At 64.1% G+C, this 18,530-nt stretch carries 18 protein-coding genes and 2 tRNA genes; 6 read left to right on the forward strand and 14 right to left on the reverse strand.

All coding sequences use genetic code 11. From position 1 onward, the window contains the following. Positions 1–57: 57 nt before the first annotated feature. The 4 genes from RT460_RS05460 to RT460_RS05475 all read left to right on the forward strand — a co-directional run bounded on the left by RT460_RS05460 (position 58) and on the right by RT460_RS05475 (position 4,389). On the forward strand, positions 58–1,356 hold the full coding sequence (locus tag RT460_RS05460) for an argininosuccinate lyase (RefSeq protein WP_313317628.1): 1,299 nt from the start codon (positions 58–60) through the stop codon (positions 1,354–1,356). 329 nt (positions 1,357–1,685) lie between these two features. Further along, positions 1,686–1,943 carry a YciI family protein gene (locus tag RT460_RS05465; RefSeq protein WP_313317629.1) on the forward strand — a complete coding sequence of 86 codons (258 nt, stop codon included), beginning with the start codon at positions 1,686–1,688 and terminating at the stop codon, positions 1,941–1,943. Between the two features lie 4 nt (positions 1,944–1,947). Beyond that, on the forward strand, positions 1,948–3,096 hold the full coding sequence (gene proB, locus RT460_RS05470) for a glutamate 5-kinase (RefSeq protein ID WP_313317631.1): 1,149 nt from the start codon (positions 1,948–1,950) through the stop codon (positions 3,094–3,096). 30 nt (positions 3,097–3,126) lie between these two features. After that, entirely contained in the window at positions 3,127–4,389 is a 1,263-nt protein-coding gene (locus RT460_RS05475; protein WP_313317632.1) for a glutamate-5-semialdehyde dehydrogenase, read from the forward strand. Between the two features lie 191 nt (positions 4,390–4,580). On the opposite strand, the gene RT460_RS05480 is transcribed toward RT460_RS05475, so the two are convergent. From RT460_RS05480 to RT460_RS05505, 6 genes are all read right to left on the reverse strand, one after another. Continuing rightward, positions 4,581–5,789: an MFS transporter gene (locus tag RT460_RS05480; protein ID WP_313317633.1), complete on the reverse strand. Its 1,209-nt coding sequence runs from the start codon at positions 5,787–5,789 to the stop codon at positions 4,581–4,583. Positions 5,790–5,869: 80 nt separating this feature from the next. Further along, positions 5,870–5,946, reverse strand: a tRNA-Pro gene (locus tag RT460_RS05485). A gap of 159 nt (positions 5,947–6,105) precedes the next feature. Then, a tRNA-Pro gene (locus RT460_RS05490) sits at positions 6,106–6,182 on the reverse strand. Between the two features lie 59 nt (positions 6,183–6,241). Then, positions 6,242–6,352 carry a cytochrome bd-I oxidase subunit CydX gene (gene cydX / locus RT460_RS05495; protein WP_313317634.1) on the reverse strand — a complete coding sequence of 37 codons (111 nt, stop codon included), beginning with the start codon at positions 6,350–6,352 and terminating at the stop codon, positions 6,242–6,244. A gap of 31 nt (positions 6,353–6,383) precedes the next feature. Continuing rightward, positions 6,384–7,535, reverse strand: coding sequence for a cytochrome d ubiquinol oxidase subunit II (gene cydB / locus RT460_RS05500; RefSeq protein ID WP_313317635.1), 1,152 nt, complete (start codon positions 7,533–7,535; stop codon positions 6,384–6,386). Between the two features lie 15 nt (positions 7,536–7,550). Then, complete coding sequence (locus RT460_RS05505; protein ID WP_313317636.1) at positions 7,551–9,134, reverse strand: cytochrome ubiquinol oxidase subunit I; 1,584 nt, start codon at positions 9,132–9,134, stop codon at positions 7,551–7,553. A 199-nt stretch (positions 9,135–9,333) separates the two neighbouring features. Here RT460_RS05505 and cydD point away from each other — a divergent pair, with 199 nt between their 5' ends. Together cydD and cydC are read left to right on the forward strand one after the other, a co-directional pair. After that, a complete protein-coding gene (gene cydD, locus RT460_RS05510; protein WP_313317637.1) occupies positions 9,334–11,046 on the forward strand; it encodes a thiol reductant ABC exporter subunit CydD in 1,713 nt (570 codons plus the stop codon). Then, a complete protein-coding gene (gene cydC, locus RT460_RS05515) occupies positions 11,043–12,713 on the forward strand; it encodes a thiol reductant ABC exporter subunit CydC (RefSeq protein ID WP_313317639.1) in 1,671 nt (556 codons plus the stop codon). The genes cydD and cydC overlap by 4 nt, the downstream gene beginning before the upstream one ends. A gap of 50 nt (positions 12,714–12,763) precedes the next feature. Here the strand turns inward: cydC and RT460_RS05520 are convergent, their stop codons facing one another. From RT460_RS05520 to RT460_RS05555, 8 genes are all read right to left on the reverse strand, one after another. Then, on the reverse strand, positions 12,764–13,060 hold the full coding sequence (locus RT460_RS05520; protein ID WP_313317640.1) for a hypothetical protein: 297 nt from the start codon (positions 13,058–13,060) through the stop codon (positions 12,764–12,766). A gap of 106 nt (positions 13,061–13,166) precedes the next feature. Next, entirely contained in the window at positions 13,167–13,562 is a 396-nt protein-coding gene (locus RT460_RS05525; protein WP_313317641.1) for a zf-TFIIB domain-containing protein, read from the reverse strand. A 244-nt stretch (positions 13,563–13,806) separates the two neighbouring features. After that, on the reverse strand, positions 13,807–14,082 hold the full coding sequence (locus RT460_RS05530; protein WP_313317642.1) for a hypothetical protein: 276 nt from the start codon (positions 14,080–14,082) through the stop codon (positions 13,807–13,809). A 134-nt stretch (positions 14,083–14,216) separates the two neighbouring features. Beyond that, positions 14,217–14,606 (reverse strand): hypothetical protein, encoded by a 390-nt coding sequence (locus RT460_RS05535; RefSeq protein ID WP_313317643.1) that lies wholly within the window; start codon positions 14,604–14,606, stop codon positions 14,217–14,219. 110 nt (positions 14,607–14,716) lie between these two features. Beyond that, positions 14,717–15,316 (reverse strand): cold shock and DUF1294 domain-containing protein, encoded by a 600-nt coding sequence (locus RT460_RS05540; protein ID WP_313317646.1) that lies wholly within the window; start codon positions 15,314–15,316, stop codon positions 14,717–14,719. Positions 15,317–15,423: 107 nt separating this feature from the next. Next, on the reverse strand, positions 15,424–16,257 hold the full coding sequence (locus tag RT460_RS05545) for a DNA ligase (protein ID WP_313317647.1): 834 nt from the start codon (positions 16,255–16,257) through the stop codon (positions 15,424–15,426). A 92-nt stretch (positions 16,258–16,349) separates the two neighbouring features. Continuing rightward, positions 16,350–17,474, reverse strand: coding sequence for a homoserine O-acetyltransferase (locus tag RT460_RS05550; RefSeq protein WP_313317648.1), 1,125 nt, complete (start codon positions 17,472–17,474; stop codon positions 16,350–16,352). 74 nt (positions 17,475–17,548) lie between these two features. Continuing rightward, positions 17,549–18,490, reverse strand: coding sequence for an endonuclease/exonuclease/phosphatase family protein (locus RT460_RS05555; protein WP_313317649.1), 942 nt, complete (start codon positions 18,488–18,490; stop codon positions 17,549–17,551). Between the last annotated feature and the right edge of the window lie 40 nt (positions 18,491–18,530).

The following is an 18,530-nucleotide window of genomic DNA, read 5'->3' on the forward strand; positions in this document are numbered from 1 at the left end:
TCACTGCCAGGGCGCAGGCGGTTGTCGCCGCGCCCGGCGCCATTTCGAGAGAACACCATGACCAACCTGCTATGGCAGAAACCCGGCGTCGCGGTTGACGCAAAGATCCAGACCTTCCTGGCGGGCGACGACGTCATCCTGGACCGCGAGTTCTTCCTGCACGATATCCAGGCCAGCACTGCGCACGCCGAAGGCCTGCAGCACATCGGCATCCTCAGCAGCGATGAACTGGCCGCGCTCAAGCGCGAGCTGGCGGTGCTTGCCGATGACTTCCGCAGCGGCGCCTTCGTGCTGGACGAACAGTACGAGGATTGCCACTCGGCAATCGAAGCACGCCTGACCGAACGGCTGGGCGATGCTGGTCGCAAGATCCACACCGGCCGCAGCCGCAACGACCAGATCCTGGTGGCCACCCGCTTGTGGCTGAAGGACAAGCTGGAGCGCGTTGCGCAGATCAGCACCGAAGTGGCCAAGGTAGCCCTGGACCGCGCGGCCGCTGAAAAGCTGCAGCCGCTGCCGGGCTATACGCATATCCAGCGCGCCGTGGTGTCGTCGGCGGGCATGTGGTGGGCGGGTTGGGCCGAGGCTTTCATCGACAACGCCATCCGTGCGCGCGATACGCGTGCGCTGATCGATACCAATCCGCTGGGCACCGCGGCCGGTTACGGCGTCAACCTGCCGCTGGATCGCGAGCACACCACCGCAGCGCTGGGTTTTGCACGCATGCAGGTCAGCCCGATCTACGCGCAGCTCTCGCGCGGCAAGTTCGAGCTGGCGGCATTGGAGGCGCTGGGTGGCGCGACGTTGGACCTGCGTCGTATCGCCTGGGATCTGTCCTTGTTCACCACGGGCGAATTTGCGTTTGTGGCCTTGCCCGCGCAGTACACCACCGGCAGTTCGATCATGCCGAACAAGCGCAACCCGGACGTGATCGAGTTGATGCGCGCCACCCATGCCAGCATCGCTGCGGCGCGTACCGAGATCGAGCAGCTGCTGTCGCTGCCTTCGGGTTACCAGCGCGATCTGCAAAATTCCAAGGGCGCGATCGTGCACGGTTTCGGCCGTGGTCTGGCCGCGCTGGAGCTGCTGCCGGCGCTGTTGTCGAACCTGGATTGGCGCGATGACAACATCCGCGCGGCGATTGATTCGGGCATGTATGCAACCGACGTGGCGGTCGAAGCTGCGGTCGCCGGTGTGCCTTTCCGTGATGCCTACAAGGCCGCAGCGGCTGCGTCGGATACGGCAGGGCAAGGGCGCACGCCCGAGGGTAGTCTGGCGGCACGGGTGTCGCCCGGTGCGGCAGCGGATCTTCGCCTGGAAGAGCTGGCAGCACGCTGGAGTGCGCTGCAGGGCTGATGGCTTGAATACGGGCGCTGAAAGGCGCCCGTTTTGTTTAGCTCTTTAGCCCCTCTCCCGCGTGCGGGAGAGGGGTTGGGGTGAGGACAAGCTTCTAGCAAGCAACGTCAAAAGCTCCCCTCATCCGCCCTTCGGGCACCTTCTCCCGCAGGCGGGAGAAGGGACAGTCGAAGCCAGCGCCAAGACCAAAGCCAAGGCTGAAGCCAAAGCCCAAAGCCCAAAGCCAAAGCCAAAGCCAAAGCCCAAGGCCCCACCCAGCAAGTTCCAAGCGAAAGCAAACGCGCGATCCCCGCTCCCACGTGGTGTCATATGCAGCAAAGGAGAATGCAATGAAGCTCTACCTGGTAATGGCCATGCGCAAGCCATCTTTCGACGATGCGGTGATTGGCCCACACAAAGCCTTCCTCGATGCGCTAAGTGCGGATGACCGCCTGCACCTCACCGGTGGCTTCAGCGACGGCAGCGGTGGCGCCTATGTGCTGAAGAACGTCGACACGCTTGCGCAGGCAAAGGCCCTGGTCGCTACCGACCCGCTGGCTATCCACGGCAGTTCCGAACTGACCGTCCATGAGTGGAATACCCGTTGATCCCATGAACCAGTCCTCGCTTTCGCCGTTCACCGAACAAGCGCTGCCGCAGTGGCGCCGTGCCGTGCTCAAGGTGGGTAGCAGCCTGCTCGCTGCCGACGGTGGCGGCCTGACCCCGCGCTTTGCACTGGGCTTGGCGCAGTTCGTCTCGGCCAATGTGCTGGCAGGGCGCGAAGTGGTGATCGTTTCCTCCGGCGCGGTGGCCGCCGGGCGTGCCATCGTGCCCAAGGCGGCCGAAGCGGGAGCGGCGATGGCCGCACGCCAGGCCTTGGCTGCGCTTGGCCAGGCGCAGTTGATCGCGCTGTGGCAGCGTTTCTTCGAACGCCCGGTCGCGCAGGTGCTATTGACCCATGACGACCTGCGCAACCGTCGCCGCTACCTCAATGCACGCGCTACGCTCAACGCGCTGCTGGCGCTGGGTGCGTTGCCGGTCATCAATGAAAACGACACCGTGTCGGTGGACGAGCTCAAGCTCGGCGACAACGACAATCTCGCCGCCATCGTCGCCGCCCTGGTGGATGCCGATGCGCTGTTCATCGCCACCGATATCGACGGTCTGTATACCGCCGACCCACGCAGCCATCCGGATGCACAGCCGATCAATGAAGTCATCGCGCTGACCCCGGACATCATGGCCATGGCCGGCGGCAGTGGCAGCGCGGTCGGCACCGGTGGCATGCATACCAAGCTGCAGGCGGCAGCCAAGGCCGGTGCTGCCGGCATCGATACCTTCCTGTTCAACGGCCGCAACAGCGATGTGGTGCGTGGGCTGGCACAAGGGCGCCTGCATGGCACGCGCCTGCATGCGGGGCAGTCGCGCATTGCTGCGCGCAAGTACTGGTTGAAGCACGCACCGTTGGAACCTGGCGCGATCCTGATCGACGCCGGTGCGGCGCGGGCGCTGCGCGACAACGGCGCCTCGCTGCTGCCCGGTGGCGTGGTCGGTGCGGAAGGCGAGTTCCGACGCGGTGACATGGTGGAGGTGCGACTGTTCGATGCGCAGGGTCAACAGCAGATCGCCCGCGGCGTCAGCCAATACTCCGCCGTCGATATCCGTCGCATCAGCCAGCACCACACCCGCGAAATCGAATCCATCCTCGGCTACAACTACGGCGACAACGTGGTCCATCGCGATGACCTGGTGTTGCTGTAAGCCACTACTTGATCAATAGCAGGGCAGGACATGAGTAATATCCGCCAACTGGCATTGCAATGCCGCGACGCCGCACAACAGCTGGCCCAGCTGTCCACCGAGGCGCGCAGTGCGTTGCTGCGATCGATGGCCGATGGGCTGGAGGCAGATGCCGGCGGCATTCTTGCGGCCAATGCGCGTGACTTGCAGGCGGCGCGTGACAAGGGCGTGGGCAGCGCGATGCTGGACCGGCTGGCCTTGAACCCGGAGCGGCTGCGCGGCGTCGCCGACGCCTTGCGCGAGGTTGCGGCCCTGCCGGATCCGGTAGGCGAAGTCACCCGTGACTATGCGCGGCCCAATGGCATCCGCGTGCAGAAGGTGCGGGTGCCGCTGGGCGTGATCGCGATGATCTACGAGGCACGGCCCAATGTGACCGCAGACGCGGCGGCGCTGTGTATCAAGGCCGGCAACGGCGTGATCCTGCGAGGGGGGTCGGAAGCCATCCACTCCAACACCGCTATCGCCAATAGTCTCAAGCGCGCCCTGCGCGAAGCCGGCGTCGCCGATGCCGCGCTGACCCTGGTTGAGGATCTGCGCCGCGAGACCATGCTGGAGCTGCTCCAGCTCAACGACATCATCGACCTGGCAATTCCACGCGGCGGCGAAGGCCTTATCCGCTTCGTTGCAGAGCACGCGCGGGTGCCGGTGATCAAGCACTACAAAGGCGTCTGCCATCTCTTCGTCGATGACAGCGCGGATCTGCAATTGGCGGTGGACCTGCTGGTTGATGGCAAGACCACGCGACCGGCGGCGTGCAACTCCCTGGAAACCCTGCTGGTACACGCAGATATCGCGCCACGCTTTCTACCGTTGGCCGCGGCAGCCCTGCGCGAGCGTGGTGTTGAGCTGCGTGGCGATGCAGCCAGCCAGGCATTGCTGCCGGGCATCAGCGCCGCGACCGAAGACGATTACGCCGCTGAGTACCTGGATCTGATCCTGGCCATCCGCATCGTGCCGGACATGGCTGTCGCCATCGCCCATATCCAGACTTACACCTCCGATCACACCGAAGTCATCGCAACCGGCAATCCGGCGCATGGTGAGGCCTTCGTGCGTGCATTGCGTTCGGCGGTGGTGATGGTCAACGCCTCCTCGCGTTTCTCCGATGGTGGTGAGCTGGGCCTGGGCGCGGAGATCGGCATCTCCACTACGCGTCTGCATTCCTATGGGCCAATGGGCCTGGAAGCGCTGACCGTGGAGCGTTTCGTGGTACGCGGCGAAGGCCAGGTGCGGCATCCGCCGAAAGCATCGTAAACGTCAGCTGCCGTAGCGCGGAAGCGCAGGGCGGGCGGGAGATTCCGGTACTCAAAGCGCTCATGCCAGCCGGCCCCATGCGGTCCCGGCTGCGCTGTGCTTACCCGCGCTACATTGCGTGCGCGCAAGCTGAAATCTCCAGATACGAAAAAGCCGCCGATGCGAGTCGGCGGCTTTCCATTACCAACAGCTTATTTCCAGTGATCTTCCAGCTGCTGCGGCTTGCAGGCAAACCATGCGCCTGTCAGCAGTACGCCGGAGCAACAGGCCAGGAAGGCGAACGACCAGGTCCAGCCATTGCTCACGCCGTGCAGCCAGCCAAACAGTAGCGGCCCCAGGCTTGCCAGGCTGTAGCCAACGCCCTGCATGAAGCCCGACAGCGCGGCCGAGCCGGCCTGGCTGCGGGTGCGCAGGTTGATCAAGGTCAGGCCCAGCGGGAAGGTGGATGGGCCCAACCCGGCGATCACCGCCCACAGCAACGGCGCGCTCATTGGCGCCCACAGCAGGCCGGAGAAGGCGACCATGTTCAGCACGAATACCATCACCGCAATCGGGAAGGGATTGCGCATGCGTACTGCCAATGCTGGCACCAGCAAGGACGGCAACAGGCCGATTGCCGAATAAACCGCGACCATCACGCCACCGAAGGATTCACTGGCGCCGGCTTCGACCATCACCTTGGGCAGCCAGGTGAACAGCGAATACGTGCCGAGCGACGTCATCCCGAACATCAGCGCCATGCCCCAGCCCAGCTGCGTCTTCCACACCCGTCCAGGGGCGTGTTCGGTGGTGGCTGTGCTTGGTTCGGGGCGAGGGGCGGTGCGCGCAAGCAGGATCCACGGTAGCAAGGCGGCAACCGACAGCAGCGACCACATGCCCAGCGATACGCGCCAGTTGAAGGCGTCGGCCATGGGCACGGCAAGCAGGGCCGGCACCATCGTGCCGGCCTGCAGGACGGTGATGTAGATGGTGCTCAAGGTGCCAACGCGATCAGCGAAGTAGCGCTTCACCAGCGGCGGCACGACCACATTGCCCATGCCCATGCCCGCCAGTGCGATGGCTGAGCCCAGCAGCAACATGCCGACGTTGCCGGAGAACGCGCGAAGCAGCAGGCCGATGGTGGCCAGCAACATGGTCAGTACGGCGGTGCGCTCAAGGCCAATGGCGCGGGTAATGCGGGGCGTCGCCAAACCAAACACGGCGAAGGCCGCAGTGGGCATCATGCCCAGCACGCCGGTCATGGTGCTGCCGAAATCGAAGACATGCCCGAGTCGGTCCAGCAACGGCGTCAGCGATGTGACGGCGCTGCGCAGGTTGGCCGAGACCAGAACGATGGCGATGAAGGCCAGCAGCCGTCCCTTGAGCAGGGAGTGGGGCTGTGGCGAGGCGGGCGATGACATGGCAACTCCGGCGTGGACCAACCGGCAGCGCGGTATGACCCATAAAACAAAAGCCGGCCAGAGGCCGGCTTTTGTCGAATTGGTCGGGGAGACAGGATTCGAACCTGCGACCTCTACGTCCCGAACGTAGCGCTCTACCAGACTGAGCTACACCCCGAAGGAGCCGCCTATGATAGCGGTGAACCTCGTGCCCTGCAAGTTGTTTCGTTCAGCCAACGCTGCCTGCAAGGCGTGGTGCGTGGCTGCCGGTATCGCGGTACCGGCGAATAAAAAGCCTGGATAACGTTGCCGTTTTTCCAGGCTTCTTTCGACCCTTTGGTCGGGGAGACAGGATTCGAACCTGCGACCTCTACGTCCCGAACGTAGCGCTCTACCAGACTGAGCTACACCCCGCGAAGGAGCCCGGAAAGATACGCTCAGTCCGGGCTCTTGGCAATACCTTAACGCGGTTTTTAGCGGTTTTCTTCGGCCTTGCGGGCTTCGCGTGCTTCAAACCACATGCCGTTGAGGATGGCGACGGTAGAGGCGAGGCCGGCGCCGAGGATCCAGGCGAAATACCACATGGGATGTCTCCTTGTATGTCTTGAATGGGGATCAGTAGGCGTTCGGGTTTTCACCCATTTCCGACAGCGTGGTCTTGCCCTTGAGTACGCGGTACACCCAGGTGGTGTAAGCGATGATCAGCGGCAGGAAGACCACCGTTGCCAGCAGCATGATCCACAGCGTCAGGTGGCTGGAGGATGCGTCCCACAGCGTCAGGCTGGAGCCGGGCTGGCTGGAGGAGGGCAGCAGGAACGGGAAGATCGCAAAGCCGACGGTGAAGATGATGCCGGCGATGGAGGCGCCCGAGGCGATGAAGGCCAGGCCGCCGCGACGCTTGCGCAACAGCACTGCGCTGGCCAGTGCGCCCAGCAGGCCCACCACCGGTGCCAGGATCGTGGCCGGCATGGTGCTGTAGTTGTGCAGCCAGCCGCCAGCGGCGCTAAGTTCGACCGTCTTCAACAGCGGATTGCTGGCGCCATCGCTGACTACCGGCGAGGTGATGGCATAGCCCGGCAAGCCGAAGGCAACCCAGGCGCCGGCGACGGCGAACAGCACGAAGCTGAGGATGGCGGCAATGCTGCCGTAGCGTGCCGAACGATCAGCCACCGGGCCATCGGTCTTGATCACCAGCATCGCCGCACCGTGGGCGACCAGCATGGCCACGCTGAGCAGGCCAGCCAGCAATGCAAACGGGGTCAGCAGGCCGAAGAACGTGCCCGTGTACCAGATGCGCTGCGTGTCGTCGAAGTGATAGGGCACGCCCAGCAGCACATTGCCTACCGCCACGCCCATGATCAGCGCCGGGATGAAGCCGCCGATGAACAGCGCCCAGTCCCAGTTGTTGCGCCAGCGCTGGCTGGGCATCTTGCCGCGGTACTTGAAGCCGACCGGGCGCAGGATCAGGGCGAACAGGATCACGAACATCGCCAGGTAGAAGCCGGAGAAGCTCACCGCATACAGCGGCGGCCAGGCGGCGAAGATCGCGCCGCCGCCCAGCACCAGCCATACCTGGTTGCCTTCCCATACCGGGCCGACGGTGTTGATGACCAGGCGGCGTTCCTCATCGGTCTTGGCCACGAACGGCAGCAGTGCGCCGACGCCCAGGTCAAAGCCATCCATTATCGCGAAGCCGATCAGCAGCACGCCCAGCAGCAGCCACCAGATCACCCGCAGTGTCGTGTAGTCCAGAAGAATGAAATCCATGAGTGTTCTCCTTCCTCAAACCTGGCCAGAAGCCGGCTTGGAGGCGTGGGTGGGGGCGGCGCTGTGCTGCAGCGAGGGCAGGATGTCGTCCGGGCCCTTGCGGATGGCCTTGAGCATCAGCTTGACTTCAATGACCAGCAGTACCGTGTACAGCGCGGTGAAGCCGGCCAGGGTCATCAGGATTTCGTGCAGGGCCAGGCCAGAGGCGGCATAGAAGGTGGGCAGCACGCCTTCCACGGCCCACGGCTGGCGGCCGTACTCGGCAATGAACCAGCCGCATTCGATGGCGATCCACGGTGCCGGCAGCGTCCACAGCGCGATCTTCAGGAAGGTGCGCTTGTCCTGGAAGTTGTGGCGGCAGGAGTAGTAGAACGCCACCGCGAAGAAGGCGATCAGGTAGAAGCCCAGGCCCGCCATGATGCGGAAGGTCCAGAACAGCGGGGCAACACGCGGCACCGTATCCATCGCCGCCTTGGAGATTTCCTGCGGAGTGGCGTTGAGGATGTCCTCGCGGTAACGCTTCAGCAGCAGGCCGTGGCCCAGATCCTGCCAATGGCGGTCGAACATCTCGCGTGCTTCGACGTCGTTCTTGTCGGCACGGATGCGTTCAAGCGCGCCGTAGGCCAGCTGGCCACCGCGAATACGGTGCTCGGCGCGGTCCACCAGTTCCAGGATGCCCGGAATCGGCTGGTTCAGCGAACGCGTGGCGATCAAGCCCATCAGGTACGGGATCTTGATGTCGTAGTCGTTCTGGTGGGTTTCCTGGTTCGGAATGCCGAAGGCAGTGAAGTCGGCCGGGGCACGCTCGGTCTCCCACATGGCTTCGATCGCGGCCAGCTTCATCTTCTGGTGCTCGTTGGCGGCATAACCGCTTTCGTCACCCAGCACCACCACCGACAGCGAGGACAGCAGGCCGAAGGCCGCGGCCACCGCGAACGAGCGGCGGGCGACGTCGTGGTGCTTGTTGCGCAGCAGGAACAGCGCGCTGATCGACATCACGAATACCGCACCGGTCACGTAACCGGCCGACACCGTGTGCACGAACTTGGCCTGTGCCACCGGGTTGAACAACACGGCCATGAAGTCCACGACTTCCATGCGCATCGTTTCCGGGTTGAACACCGCACCTACCGGGTTCTGCATCCAGCCATTGGCGATCAGGATCCAAAGCGCCGACAGATTGGTGCCCAGTGCCATCAGCCAGGTCACGGTCAAGTGCTGCACCTTGGACAGGCGGCCCCAACCAAAGAAGAACAGGCCGATAAAGGTGGCTTCCAGGAAGAACGCCATCAAACCCTCGATGGCCAGCGGCGCACCGAAGATGTCACCCACATAGTGGCTGTAGTAGGACCAGTTCATGCCGAACTGGAATTCCATCACGATGCCGGTGCCCACGCCCATGGCGAAGTTGATGCCGAACAGCACGCCCCAGAACAGGGTCATGCGGCGCCAGACATCCTTGCCGGTCATCACGTAGACGCTCTCCATGATCGCAATCATGAAAGAAAGCCCCAGCGTGAGCGGGACGAACAGGAAGTGGTACATCGCGGTCAGCGCGAACTGTAGACGAGACAGTTCTACGACTGTTGAGTCGATCATGGCCTGGTTACCTCGTGGGAATTGGGCGTCATGGTGTGGCGGGAAGGGGTTCTATGGCAGGGATACTCCCTGTTCATGCCTGCCAATGCCTTGATCTGAATCAATGTGGCCGGGAGGTTCAGCACCGATGGTGCTGGCGCGCGAGCGGGGTACGGCTTGCTTACAATCACGTAGATCTCCTTCACCTGAGTTGTCAGTCTTGAGCGAAGTTCCACATTCCAGCGCCGCCGGCGAGCGCCGCCTGCAGCAGCAATGGCTGGCCGCCTTGGCGTCCGGCGCCAAGCCGCAACAGCGCCTGGCAGCCATGGCCGTATGTATTTCTGGTGCGCTGCTGATCGTGCAGGCCGGCGCCATTGCCTGGCTTATCCAGAGCATAGTCGTGGAACGGCTGGATTGGGCACAGGTAGTTCACGGTTTCTGGGTACTGGCGGCCGTGCTGTTGCTGCGCAGCCTGCTGGGCGGGGTGGCCCAGGCGGCAGCTGGCCGGGTCGCCGACAGCGCCAAGCTGGCCTTGCGCGGGCAGGTATACCGGCGGCTGATGGCGCGGGGGCCGCTTTGGCTGCGGCGCCAGCGCAGCGGCGAACTGGGGGAGCTGTTGCTGGCCCATGGCGACGCGATCGAGGGCTATTACGCGGGATTCCAGCCGGTACGGGTGGAAGTGGTGGTGGTCCCGCTGCTGATTGCTGCTGCGGTGGCCTATGTGGACTGGGTGGTGGCGCTGATCTTCATCTTCACCGCGCCGCTGGTGCCGTTCTTCATGATGCTGGTGGGTTGGGGGGCCGAGGCGGCCGGGCGTGCGCAGCTGGGCGAATTGGCGCGGATGAGCGGCCATTTTGCTGATCGCATCAAGGGCTTGGGGCTGCTGCGGCTCTACGGCCGTGGTGCGGCCGAATTGGACGGCATTGCCATTGCTGCTGATGGCGTGCGCGTGCGCACCATGAAGGTGCTTCGCATCGCCTTCCTGTCGTCCACGGTGCTGGAGTTCTTTGCCTCGGTCAGCGTGGCCATGGTCGCTTTGTACCTGGGCCTGAGCTATCTGGGGCTGATGTCGCTGCACGCGGTGGTGCCAACCCTGGGCACCGGCATGTTCTGCCTGCTGCTGGCGCCGGAGTTCTATGCGCCGCTGCGCCGGCTGGCCGCGCACTACCACGACCGCGCCAATGCCCTGGCCGCCGCTGCCGAGGTCGAGCGACTGCTGGCCGATGACCTGGATGTAAGCGCCGCCAACGTGCCGTCGCCACCGCTGATGGCACCGGAGCCGGCACAGCTGCATGCACCGATGGTGTCGCTGCAATCGGTAGCGCTGCGCCCGCAGGGCGCCGGTCACGATGTGCTGCGCGACTTTTCGCTGAGTATCGGTGATGGTCAGCGCGTGGCGCTGGTCGGCCCCAGTGGCAGCGGCAAGAGCACGGTGCTGGAGGCATTGGCCGGTTGGCTGCCGCCGCGCGAAGGCCGGCTGCTGGTCCGCGACGGCGTACGTATCGGCTACGCCGGACAGCGGCCGTATCTGTTCCATGGGTCGATCGCCGACAATCTGCGCCTGGCCGACCCGGCGGTAAGCGATGCCCGCTTGCAGGCCGTTGCCGAGGTGGCCCAGGTCATGCGTTTTGCACGCCAGCTGCCACTGGGCCTGGATACGGTGATCGGCGAGCGCGGCTTTGGCTTGTCCGGGGGCGAGGCGCGGCGGATTGGATTGGCCCGCCTGTTGCTGCTGGAGCCGGATCTGTTCCTGCTGGACGAGCCCACTGCCTTCCTGGATCCACAGACCGAGGCCGATCTGCTGCAGGCCCTGGCCTCGCATACGCGCGGCCGCAGTGTCTTGATGGCCACGCATAGCCCGGTGGCGATGCGCTGGGCGGACCAGGTCCTCGATCTGCAGGCCCATATCGGTGAACAGGGAGAGCAGGCATGAGTGTCCCGTCGATGCGCGAGGTCTTCAAACGCCATCGCTGGCGGTTGTTGCTGGCAACCGTGCTGCTGTTTACCACCATGCTGGCCGGGGTAGGCCTGCTGGGCCTGTCCGGTGGCTTTCTGACCGCCGCTGCTTTGGCCGGTGCATTGGGAATGTCGGGCACCTTCAACTTCTTCTCGCCGTCAGCGGGCATCCGCGGCTTGACCATGGCGCGTATCGCTTCGCGCTACTTCGAGAAGCTGGTGGGCCATGACGCGACCCTGCGCATTGCCCGCGATCTGCGGGTGTGGTTTTTCCAGCGCGCCCTGCCTTTGGCGCCGGCAAGGCTGGGCAGCAGCCGCACCGGTGAATTGTTGGCGCGGTTGATCACCGATATCAGCGAAGTCGACGGCTTGATGGTCCGTGCCATCAGCCCGCTGCTGGCGTTGGCCGGCATTGCTCTGGCGACGGCCATCGGCGCAGCGTTGATCTATTGGCCCGCTGCCGTCCTGCTGCTGGTGTTGGCGGTGCTGGTTGGCTTCGGCGTGCCAGCGGTTGCGGTGCGCGGAGGCAACGCAGGCGAAGCGCAACGCGCCCAGCGCCGCGCCCAGCTGCGCACACTTGCCTATGAGGGGCTGGAAGGCGTTGCCGATCTGACGGCACTGGACGCGCGCGACGATTGGACGTTGCGCGTGGATGCAGCCGCGCAGCAGTTGGCGCGCAGTGACTTGCGCCGTCGTCGCCGTCTGATCGCAGGCAATGTGCTGCATTCGACGATTGCCGGGTTGGGTCTGCTGGCGATGTTGTGGCTGGCCTTGTCGGCGTTCGAAGCGGGCAGGGTGGAGGCTCCCTTTGCCGCAACGCTGGTGTTTCTGACGGTGGCGTTGCTGGAAGTAGCCGCCGCCAGTGGCATTGCGTGGCAGGCGCTGCAGTCGGCGCGTGTGGCGGGGCGGCGGCTTGCCGAGATCGTGGATCAGGCCCCGGCAGTGCAGGACCCGGCAACGCCGCGCAAGGTGCCGGTTGCTGTTGGCCGGGTCGAGTTCGACAACGTCGTATTTGCGTGGTCGGGGGAAGCACGACGCCTGTTGGACGGTGTGGACCTGAGCCTGGCACCGGGCGAGCGCATCGCCATCCGCGGTGACAGTGGTAGCGGCAAGACCACGCTGTCGGCGTTGCTGCTGCGATTGTGGGACCCGCAGCAAGGCGCCGTGCGCTATGCGGGCGTGGATCTGCGCGAATTCACCCAGGACGATTGGTATCGGCAGATCGCCTGGTTGCCGCAGGGTGCACCGGTATTTGCCGGCAGCATTGCAGAGAATCTGCGGCTAGGTGATCCCCACGCCAGCGACGAAGCGCTGTGGGCGGTGCTGGAACAGGTGCGGTTGACTGCGTGGGCGCGGCAGCAGGGCGGCCTGTCCGCCTGGGTAGGCGAGAACGGCGCAACGATGTCGGCGGGGCAGGCCCGTCGCTTGGCGTTGGCGCGGGCCTTGCTGCGCAATGCACCGATCATGGTGCTGGACGAACCCACGGAAGGCCTGGACGTTGATACAGCGCATGCCTTGTTGATCGATCTTGCGGCGGCGCTGGGCCAGCGCAGCCTGCTGATGATCACCCACGACAGCCTGCCTGATGGCGTGGTGCAGCGTGCATACCGGTTGCAGCAGGGGCAGCTGGTTCAGATGCAGTGAGCGGGGAAGAATGCGCTTGTTCCGGACACGGACTGCGCATTCCTTGCCAATCAATCACGCCCTGTCCAACGTCGCATCGTCCAGACGAATGCATAGTGTAAGGCCATCGGCAACACGCCGAAAAAGAAGATGCAGAAAGTGACGCTACCGAAAAACAGCAGGCACAGGTCCAAACCCAGTGCAAACAGCGATCGGGTAGCGCGAGGGGCGTGGCCGTAGTCGTTGCGGAATGCCAGCAAGGCCAGCACCGGCAGGGAGCCGAACAAGGCGCCTATCGCGCCCGTGCTGATCAGGGTCTGCCGGAATTGGGTCTTGTCGAACACCAGGGTGATTGATCCCGTTGGCAACTGCACAATCAACAAGTTCGCGCCGCTGCGGGGGCGATGGGGCGTTGGCGTGGCCTCAGCCCCCGAGCTGGCTATCGCGCCTGCAGGCGCGATAGCCGCGAGGTGATCAGGCCTGACCCTGGGCGACGCGGGCCACGCCAAAGATCGCGCGCAAACGCTCGCCGAAGGTTGTTTCGCGGAAATCCTTGAACTCGCCCGCGTCAAAGAAAACCCCATGGCAAAGGCCGCAGGACTCATAGGCGATATGCGGCTGGCCGGCGACCACCATGCTGAACAACCGTTGCTGATCCTTGGGGCATAGCCCAGAGCCGGTGCCAGCTGGAACCTTTGCCGGTGCCCCGGTATCGATTGCGTCGGACCCACTCAGCTCGCGTAACTCCTCATGCTCGAATACATCGAACCAGAGGCCACCACAGCCGCCGCAGCGTTCGATTTCAACACCCTGGTGAACGAACGATTGCAACTGGGCATTACATTTGGGGCAGTTCATTGCGCGCTCCATGAGGGCTTTGCAGGTATGAGCCGGTGGGTTGGTGGGGCTGTATCGCATTATTGGCAGTGAGCCGTTGCAGCCGCAAGCGCGCTGCTGGGCCGGTCTCCGCGGCGCGGAAGGCGGCTGGAACCCAGGGGGCGAGCTCCTGCGGAAGGATTTGGGCGGGGGCTTCTCAGGCTCGAAGATGGCTCACGCCGATGGCGCTGCCACACTGGTTTCCGCGATAGCAGCGCCGGGTGCGCAACAGTGCCGCCTATCCGTGGCCCCGGCGACGCTGCACGCGTTTGGATGCATAGGCGCAGAGCACGGCTACAGGCACCGCCACAAACGGGCCGAACAGGAAGGCCAATCCATCCTGTGCGTCATGGTGGCCGGTGATGTCCTGGACAAAACGCAGGCCTAGATACGGTGCAATCAGGGCCGCTGAAAGGCCCGCGGCCGACAGCGCGGCCCAGGTCTTCTGAAAGAACGCGCTACTTGCCAAGCCAAGCAGAGCGCTTGTGAGTGCAGCCACTATCCAGAATGTCATGGGTGACTCCTTGTCAAACGAGGGGGGCGACCGTACAGCGGATCTTGATTGCGCCAACGTCTGAAGCAGCGCGGGTTGATCGGAAGGTCACAGGTAACCGGGTTGAAGCTGCGTGCACGCCAGGATCAGCCAGGTCAGTCTTCGGTAGCAGTCCACAACGCGGCCGCGCGTTCACCGAACTCCAGCTCCATGGCTTGCCTTGCAAGGCCGGCAATCGTGAACCAGGATGTGCTGGAATGCACGTTGATGCCGACCCCGCCGGTTTCTTCGGCAATCCAGCGGGTTTCCAGTCGCGACATGCGCCGATTTTCGTCCTGTAACAGCGCGCGCCTGTGACGTTTCATGATGATTCTGAGTTGTTTTGAGTTGGTGACTTCAAGTGCGGCCAGCTGGAGAACCAGTTCAGCCCCATCCTCGGCTCCGTAAGCGTGTCTGCGCCGAAAAAGCGGCAGCACGATTTTCCGGATCCTCTCCGGCGTCAGAGGTCTGCTGTCCAGTCGGGTGCGTGCAGGCAAGTGGCGCATGGTTGGCTTCCAGTACGGAGGACGAGGTGGCACAAGAGACAAGCCTGATGCGGGCCTGCTGCATGAAGCAACCGACTGCGCTGGGAGGGCGGCTTTTTTCTTTGCTGCCCTCAGTCAGCCAACCAGCGGGCAAGAAAAAACAGGGTGGCAATATTGAGTATTACCGTAAGCCAGAACACCGCCTGGAAACTGCGTTTGCTGGTCTTGTGCCGGAACAGGCCTTGACCGATCAGGGCGCCGGGCCAGCCCCCCAGCAGGGCCAAGATATGCAGGGTGTTTTCCGGGGTGCGCTGCTGGCCGCGTGCAGCCGCGCCTTTGTCATGCAGATAGAAGCCAAGCGTGACTGCGCTCATGCTGCCGATGACAGGTAGCGACCAGTCCGGTATGTAGCGCATCGCCCACAACACTGCGATACAAAGCAGCGCGCCAGCGCCCAGCAGTACATGCGGCAACCTGGCGGTAAACGCCACCTTTTTTTGCGGAATGGATGCGTTGTTGGCGCCAGCGGTCTGGCGGATGGCGATCGCGTTGAAGCGACCTCTTTCATCCTTGCGCAGCTGGTAACTGATCAGTTGCCCATCGCTGGGGCGTTGCGCGCGTTGTTCGAATGCCTTGATGTGCACGAACGCACGATCGCCGCCGCCATTGGGGATGACGAATCCGTAGCCCTTTTCATCGTTCCAGTCCTGCAGCCTGCCTTGGTAGCGCATGGTATCCCTGCCCGGTTTTGCGTATTGCAACGCATTCCATGGCAGCTGGGAAGATGCTGGGAACCGTAAGACACCTCGCGCGTGGTCGAACGCCGTGGGGATGGTGTTCACGGCTCCGGACGCAGGCGGAGGAAACGCGGGAAGCGTGGCAGCCCATGTACGGTCAGGCCGTTGTAACGGTAGGTGACCAAGGCCCCGATGGGCGGTGGCGCCGCGCGCTGGGCGTCGCTCAAACCGCTGCCGATGCGGAAGCGATGACCCTTGTCGTTCTCCACCAACAAGGCGCCGACCTTGCCAGCGTATTTGCCTTTGCCAGGAATGTAGCCGGTGACACGCGCCTCGGCGTCTTCATGCAGCTTGAGTTTGAACAGGCCGTTGCTGCGACCGACGCTGTAGCGGTTGTCCTGGTGCTGCAGCATCAGCCCTTCGCCACCGGCCTGGACGACAGCGCGAAGCCGTCGGTGCAGGCTTTCGGTATCGCTCAGACGGTGTTGCTCGATGATGCGCAGGTACGGCGTTGATGCGTTGCCGATCAGCTTGCCCATCTGTGCGTGGCGGTCCGAAAACCCTGCTGGCATCGCTGGCAGATCGAAGGCCATGAAACGCAGGGCGCGCCAGCGGACGTCCTCGACGCTGCCACTGCGGACAAGGGCACTGGTGGCTTCGAACTGGCCTCGCGCCAACCAGAGTTCACCATCCAGGGGGTGTTGCGGCCAGTGCGCGGTGAACCATGCCGGGGCGTGGATGCGGTGGCCTGCGCGCGTCCACAACACCTCGCCGTCCCAACGTGCGCGGACACCGTCGAGCTTCTCACTTACCAGGTACTGCGATACGTCCGGCCCGTCCTGCCAGGTACTGGCCAGCATCAGCGGCGGGACGGCCGCGTGGCTGCGGCTGATCGTCAACACGCACAGCACTAGAAACAGGAGTGCACGCAGCATGGGCTGTTGCCTGTGGGGAAAGGCAAACAGCGTGCGTCGGCTATCTGCGGGCAACCATCAGTTGCTGCCCGCTGCGTTGGTCAGCCCTGCGATCAGTCGACTGTCGGCAAGCTGTGCAGGAACTGCTGGACGGCTGGCCCGAAGCGGTCGTAGTCGACCAGGAAGGCGTCGTGGCCTTGCGGCGAATCCATGCCGATGAACTGGGTTTGCGCGCCGCCGGCACGCAGGCCGTCGGCGATCTGCTGCTGCTGTTCCACCGGGAACAGGATGTCGGTGTTGGCACCAATGGCCAGCGCACGCTCGACCCGTATTTTTGCCAGCCCGGCCATGACGTCACCGCCGGCATATTCGGCCAGGTCAAACCAGTCCATCGATCGCCCGAGATACAGATAGCAGTTGGGATCGAAGCGGCGCACGAAGCGGCGGGCGTGGCCTTCCAGATAGCTTTCCACCTGGAATTCCAGGCCGAACGGATCATCGTCGGTCTGCTCCGAATCCAGCCTTACGCGGCCAAAGCGGCCATCCCATTCCAACGCCGAACGGTAGGTGATGACGCCAAGTTTGCGCGCCATGCGCATGCCTGATTCCGGGTAGTGCGCATCGTCGTAGTCGCCGTTGTTCCAGGCCGGATCAAGGCGGATGGCTTCGCGTTGCAGCGAGCGGATGGCGATGGAGAACGGCAGCGCCTGCGCGCTGCCGGAGATGTTGATATGGGTGCGGGCGATGCCGGGGTGTTGCAGCAGCAATGCCAGCGCGGTCATGCCGCCCATCGAATTGCCAACCAGGCAGGCGAGCTGGCGGATGCCCAGTGCCTTGACCACCTCGGCGGCGGCGTTGGCGACGTCCTCGATGGACAGCTCGGGGAACGCCAGCCGATAAGGTTGGCCCGTCGCAGGATTGGTGGATGCCGGGCCGGTGGAGCCTTTGCAGCTGCCCAGGGAGTTGACGCAGATGACGAACCAGCGGTCGGTATCGATCGGCTTGCCGGGGCCGAGCATGGGCTCCCACCAGCCCACGTTCGGGTTGTCGGCGTGGCTGGCAGCATGCGCATCGGGCGACAGCCCGGTGACGATCAGCACGGCGTTGCCGGCATCGGCAGCCAGCGTGCCCCAGGTTTCATAGGCAACGCGGGCGCCTTGCAGGCTGCCGCCGCGCTTCATCGGAAAGGGAGACGAAAGCGCGTGGAAACGGCTGCCTTCGGGTATGAATTCGGTCATCGGCCAATTTTAACGGGGATGCGTGCTACATCTTCGCATGGGTGATAACCAGCAGTTATCACGCTATGACGGAGTCAAGGCGCGGGCGGGAGCGGGCTGGCACTCCAGCTGAGGCCAACCCGCACCGGCAGATGGTCCGAGCCAATGTCCGGGCCACGCTGCCGGAACGTGCCAGCCAACGGCGCCGACACCAGCACGTGGTCAATGGCAATGCCAAGTAGTCCCGCGCCTTCGCTGGGGTATGTCGGTGCAGCGCCGGTTGTGCGCCGCAGCCCCTGTTGTTCGGCGATGAACAAGGCACTGGACCAAGGCGTCGCATTGAGGTCGCCGGCAATGATGGTGGGGCCTGTCGAGGTTTGCGCCAGGTCGCACAGCAACTGGTCACGCGCACGGAATTTGCGTATTGCCATGGGCGGCTTTGGGTGGACTGCAATCAGATGGATCGAGCGTCCTTGCAGGTCGATGCGCGTTTCCAGGCGGAGCGCGCCAAGCGCATCGGCGTGGAGCCGCGGGGTCTGCAAGGGGCGATCGGAGAGGATGCCCAAGCCCGGTGGCGAGTCCTGCGCGTGCAGGACAGCATGGCGGAATCCACCATTGCCGGCAGCGGCCAGTTGCTCGGCGTAGGCGGTTGATAGTTCGGTCAGTACAACGATATTGGCGGGGTCTTCGCGCAGCCACTGCAGCAGACGCGCAGGGTCGCGTTGGTGGATATTGACGTTGGCAACAACGATGACCAGCTCGGAGGAGGGCGATGCGCCTGTGGTTTCCCGACTTGCGCTGAACCAAGGCAGGAAGGTCAGCGGCAGGGCCCAAAGCCAGTACCGGTGGCCAACGGCAAGCAGCGCACAGCTCAGCAGCCAGGCCAGCGCATAAAACGGCTGCCAGTGCGCAAACAAGTCCAGAACCCAAGCAATCCCGCTCTGGCCCGGGAACCAGGCCCGCTGCAGGGGAAGCAGCATCCCGAGCAAGGCAAGTGCGGCCAGGCACTGCAGCGCTGGCCGTGGCAACCAACGCATTGCGATTGCTTGATGGGGCTGCCGCCGGGGTTGGCTGCTC

Source organism: Stenotrophomonas sp. (genome assembly GCF_032061965.1).
GTDB lineage: Bacteria > Pseudomonadota > Gammaproteobacteria > Xanthomonadales > Xanthomonadaceae > Stenotrophomonas.

What these genes read in the sequence shown, in the direction of transcription:
- RT460_RS05460 (WP_313317628.1), top strand. Translation starts at nt 58, where the DNA reads ATGACCAACCTGCTATGGCAGAAACCCGGCGTCGCGGTTGACGCAAAG.
- RT460_RS05465 (WP_313317629.1), top strand. Translation starts at nt 1,686, where the DNA reads ATGAAGCTCTACCTGGTAATGGCCATGCGCAAGCCATCTTTCGACGAT.
- proB (WP_313317631.1), top strand. Translation starts at nt 1,948, where the DNA reads ATGAACCAGTCCTCGCTTTCGCCGTTCACCGAACAAGCGCTGCCGCAG.
- RT460_RS05475 (WP_313317632.1), top strand. Translation starts at nt 3,127, where the DNA reads ATGAGTAATATCCGCCAACTGGCATTGCAATGCCGCGACGCCGCACAA.
- RT460_RS05480 (WP_313317633.1), bottom strand. Translation starts at nt 5,789, where the DNA reads ATGTCATCGCCCGCCTCGCCACAGCCCCACTCCCTGCTCAAGGGACGG.
- cydX (WP_313317634.1), bottom strand. Translation starts at nt 6,352, where the DNA reads ATGTGGTATTTCGCCTGGATCCTCGGCGCCGGCCTCGCCTCTACCGTC.
- cydB (WP_313317635.1), bottom strand. Translation starts at nt 7,535, where the DNA reads ATGGATTTCATTCTTCTGGACTACACGACACTGCGGGTGATCTGGTGG.
- RT460_RS05505 (WP_313317636.1), bottom strand. Translation starts at nt 9,134, where the DNA reads ATGATCGACTCAACAGTCGTAGAACTGTCTCGTCTACAGTTCGCGCTG.
- cydC (WP_313317639.1), top strand. Translation starts at nt 11,043, where the DNA reads ATGAGTGTCCCGTCGATGCGCGAGGTCTTCAAACGCCATCGCTGGCGG.
- RT460_RS05525 (WP_313317641.1), bottom strand. Translation starts at nt 13,562, where the DNA reads ATGGAGCGCGCAATGAACTGCCCCAAATGTAATGCCCAGTTGCAATCG.
- RT460_RS05530 (WP_313317642.1), bottom strand. Translation starts at nt 14,082, where the DNA reads ATGACATTCTGGATAGTGGCTGCACTCACAAGCGCTCTGCTTGGCTTG.
- RT460_RS05535 (WP_313317643.1), bottom strand. Translation starts at nt 14,606, where the DNA reads ATGCGCCACTTGCCTGCACGCACCCGACTGGACAGCAGACCTCTGACG.
- RT460_RS05540 (WP_313317646.1), bottom strand. Translation starts at nt 15,316, where the DNA reads ATGCGCTACCAAGGCAGGCTGCAGGACTGGAACGATGAAAAGGGCTAC.
- RT460_RS05545 (WP_313317647.1), bottom strand. Translation starts at nt 16,257, where the DNA reads ATGCTGCGTGCACTCCTGTTTCTAGTGCTGTGCGTGTTGACGATCAGC.
- RT460_RS05550 (WP_313317648.1), bottom strand. Translation starts at nt 17,474, where the DNA reads ATGACCGAATTCATACCCGAAGGCAGCCGTTTCCACGCGCTTTCGTCT.
- RT460_RS05555 (WP_313317649.1), bottom strand. Translation starts at nt 18,490, where the DNA reads ATGCGTTGGTTGCCACGGCCAGCGCTGCAGTGCCTGGCCGCACTTGCC.